The organism is Lentiprolixibacter sp. (genome assembly GCF_982873095.1).
The window spans coordinates 1-3,366 of record NZ_CEYNTP010000275.1; the positions used below are offsets into that span (position 1 = coordinate 1).

2 protein-coding genes and 1 pseudogene are annotated in these 3,366 nt (G+C 48.7%); 2 read left to right on the top strand and 1 reads right to left on the bottom strand.

Going from position 1 to position 3,366, the window contains the following annotated elements:
* Nucleotides 1-2,004: carbohydrate binding family 9 domain-containing protein (locus AC4E7D_RS13070; protein WP_490174230.1), on the bottom strand; the 2,004-nt coding region annotated here is incomplete at its 3' end.
* 179 nt (nucleotides 2,005-2,183) lie between these two features.
* Here AC4E7D_RS13070 and AC4E7D_RS13075 point away from each other — a divergent pair.
* Complete coding sequence (locus tag AC4E7D_RS13075; protein ID WP_490174231.1) at nucleotides 2,184-3,059, top strand: alpha/beta hydrolase; 876 nt, start codon at nucleotides 2,184-2,186, stop codon at nucleotides 3,057-3,059.
* Between the two features lie 3 nt (nucleotides 3,060-3,062).
* Nucleotides 3,063-3,366 (top strand): annotated as a pseudogene (locus AC4E7D_RS13080) (G-D-S-L family lipolytic protein); the annotation flags it as partial.

A 3,366-nucleotide genomic window follows, 5' to 3' on the forward strand; every position in this document is an offset into this window, starting at 1 on the left:
CTGACTACGGAAAATATTGGCAGAAAAATCCCCGACCGGCAGATTGAACTGGTTGTACTGGTAAGTGAAATCCGCGTTGAACTTGTCCCCGCGCCGGAAGCTCAGGGTAGCACTGTTCAGATAGCGGGACCCCCCGAACGAGCCGCCCATCACAGATCGTATATTAACTGAAATGGGTTTACTGCGGTTGGTGAAGAAAATCAGCTGGCTTTCCGCATGCTTATAGGTTCCGGGTTGAATGACTACTCCATCTGAGATCTCAAAAGCCTCCACGACACCTTCGGTGGTGAAATTGATCCCGGTATGGAATTCGGTGCCACTTTTGTATTCCCAGTGGTTGTCTATATGCAAAAAGCCTGTTTCCTGAAAACCTTCAAAATTCCAATATCCCCGATAAGAGATATGTGGCCTGTACTCCAGGATCCGTGCGTTTTTCTTTTTAGGGCGCATATGGTGCAGTACGAGTGCCTCAGGTTTACGGAAGGAAGAGCGAAGGAGAAAGCCCACCTCCGGGTTAAACCCTTCCCCTACTTCGGTATAGGCAGCACGCATCACCCAGTTGTTCCATTGATAATCGGTCTGGAATTTAAAAGCGTGGGCATCATCCGGATCTTCAGGATCTGAGGAACGGGCATAAAAACCAGACATTCTTGCCTTATTCCCGAGCCCCAGTTTGCCATCAAGGGCAAAAGTGCGGTTGTAATCCTCATCCGTTTCCAGGCCGGTCCTGCTAATAAAGGCTGCCCCCAGAGCAGTCCGCCCACGGAATTCGTGGTTAACGCGTGCAACAGTGAAATTGTTCTTTTCGATCCCTACATCGTCCACATCATCCGTAAACATGCTCAAAAAGCCTACATTGGTCCGGTTGAGTTTTCCGGACAAGCGTGCACCTCCTATTATGGGCACAATATTCCCGTCCTCTCCAATACCAATACGCCTGCTAAAGAAAAGATCTACTTCACCAGGGCTTCCTACACTGAAAAGACCGGCATTTTCCAGGAAAAAGGGCCGCTTCTCCGGAAAGAAAAGATTAAAGCGGTCGAGATTCACTTGCTGGTCATCTACCTCCACCTGGGCAAAATCCGTGTTGTAGGTCAGGTCCAGCGTGAGGCTGGGAGTAATACTGTATTTGATATCCCCCCCAACTTCAGGGGTAAATTCCGTACTGGGGTCGGCCACTTCGTAATCCCGGTCGAGCCGACCCAGGACATAGGGGATTAATTTGAGGTTACCCGGATTACGGAGTTCTAAGCCGGTAAGCGTTCCTGCCAGGGAAAGCCGATTCAGGCTGAAACCTATTGGCAAGCTGGCCCAATAGACGATCTCATTGCTCTTACGGATATTCCTACGGAAGTTGATGCCCCAGTCCTTTCCGGCCTGAAAGCGGATCGTACGCAGGGGTATGGCAAATTCTGCACTCCAACCGAAATCACCAACCTTGGCCTTTACTTCAAAGGCAGCATCCCAATTGAGGTTAAACCCACCAATGGTTCCTCCCTGCTGGCGATTGGCATTAAAATTTCCCTGCCCTTCATTATCCACCTGTGCATCGTATTCCACTCCGAGGGAATTGGTCCCGAAAATAAATCCATTCTGACCATCCTTATAGGTATCCAGGATAAAAATAAAAGCATCTGTATTGTCGAGGTTGGCATCGCGACGCGCATCAGAAACCACTAATTGGTCAGGTTCGGCATCATAACAAACCACACTAACAAAGAAAGTGTCAGAAGTGTAGGCAATTCGGATCTCGGTCTTTTCACTGGCTGGCTGCCCGAAACTGGGCTGGGTCTGGATCAGGTCACCTAAAGGGGTAATGGCCTGCCATACCGGATCTTCCATCACTTCACCGTCAATATCCGGGATCTCAGTTAAAGCAATCGCCTGTGCCGTGGGGCGGTCACTTTCGAAATCCTGGGCCATGACGACCACGGGACATACAAATAGTAAAAAAAGAATTACCAACCTCAGTGAAGTAGCACTCAGCGCAGCTTGTAAAGACATCCAAATGACATTAGAAAGCTCTAAATGTAGTATTAATTTTGAAAATCAATGCGACATTTGTTACGTTGGGAAGTGTCTCAGCTAAGATTGTGCGTGTAGACAATTTGCCTGCCAGAATTTTATGCCTAACTTGAGAACCGTTATCAATTATAAAAGACCGTAATGGTCATTCTACCCTTATGAAAAACCTCATTTTAATGTTCCTGTTTTCCCTGTTTTGCTTTGTAGGAAAGGGACAGGAAATAATTGAACTTCCAAACAATGCTCCTGGCAATGTCACCTGGGAAGAGGCTGAAAAAGAGTATTACTCCCCTATCTGGAAAACCCAGGTAGTGACCAATGTCAGTAAACCCACTATAGAGGTATTTCGCCCCAACGGAGTCCCCGCAAATGGTACGGGAGTTATCATTGCCCCGGGCGGGGGACTCTTCGCCCTGAGCATCAATAGTGAGGGCAAAGATGTTGCCCGCTGGCTCAACCAAAAGGGCATTACCGCATTTGTGTTGAAATATCGCCTTGTACCCACAGGCGAGGATGGCGTAAAAGAAGTCTCTGAAATTGGTGAAAAAATATATGAAAAAATTAGTCCGGTACTTCCACTCTCGGTTACCGATGGACTTAACGCCGTAGCCCATGTACGTAAGAATGCGAAAGAATTGGGGGTGCTTCCGGACAAGATTGGATTTATGGGATTCTCCGCCGGAGGTGCTGTCACAATGGGGGTAGCCTTTAAAGCTGATTTGGGTAATATGCCCAACTTTTTGGTGCCGGTGTATCCCTGGATGACGGTGTTAGGTACTTATGAGGTGCCTGAGGAAGCCCCGCCTATGGCCGTGGTATGTGCTTCAGATGACCCACTGCTCCTGGCCCCGGAAAGTGTACAGTTGTATTCTGCCTGGCAGGACGAGGGCAACCCTACTGAACTGCATATGTATTCCAAGGGGGGTCATGGATTTGGAATGCGCAAGCAAAATCTGCCATCAGATACCTGGCTGGCCCGGGTTTATGAATGGGCGGTTGCGGAAAAACTGGTCACTACTCCCACAACGAATTAACCTATGGGAAATGCCGGTATGCTACCTGCCCTTTTGATCGCACTTTTTATTAGTTCCCTAAGTGCCCAGGACCCCACTCGCTTCCAGGAGGAGGTACAAGACATCGCCTTGAAATACGATTCTATCTGGAATCCCACCATGGAAACCGTTGTATTTACGGGCAGCTCCTCCATCCGTTTCTGGGAAGAGCTTCAGGAGATCTATCCTGAATTTCAGGTCGTAAACACGGGGTTTGGCGGTAGCCATGCTTCGGACCTGCATCACTACTCCGAGGAGTTGATCCTGCGCTTCAAACCTGTAAAAGTCT

What these genes read in the sequence shown, in the direction of transcription:
- AC4E7D_RS13075 (WP_490174231.1), top strand. Translation starts at nt 2,184, where the DNA reads ATGAAAAACCTCATTTTAATGTTCCTGTTTTCCCTGTTTTGCTTTGTA.